The following is a 302-nucleotide window of genomic DNA, read 5'->3' as shown; positions in this document are numbered from 1 at the left end:
GCTCCTTCCGATCTACGTACAACGCTTTAAAGGGTTGGGTGAAATGAACCCGTTGCAATTGCGTGAAACCACCATGGATCCAAATACTAGACGTTTAGTTCAGCTGACATTAGATGAGCCTGAACAAACCCTCGAAATGATGGATATGCTGTTAGCTAAGAAGCGCTCTGGCGACCGTAAAATTTGGCTTGAGCAGCACGGAGATAAGGCAGAGGTTTAACATGAAAATACATAGCAAATTGACCACGGTAGCGACGACACTGGCAGTAGCGTTATTAAGTTCACCTGCACTGGCAAACGAT

1 pseudogene is annotated in these 302 nt (G+C 45.7%); it reads left to right on the top strand.

Features of this window, described 5'->3' with window-relative positions:
- Positions 1–220 (top strand): annotated as a pseudogene (locus tag CWC11_RS21860) (DNA topoisomerase IV subunit B); the annotation flags it as partial.
- Between the last annotated feature and the right edge of the window lie 82 nt (positions 221–302).

Source organism: Pseudoalteromonas sp. S3178, from assembly GCF_005886985.1.
GTDB lineage: Bacteria > Pseudomonadota > Gammaproteobacteria > Enterobacterales > Alteromonadaceae > Pseudoalteromonas > Pseudoalteromonas carrageenovora.
This window is presented reverse-complemented; position numbering and strand designations above follow the sequence as displayed.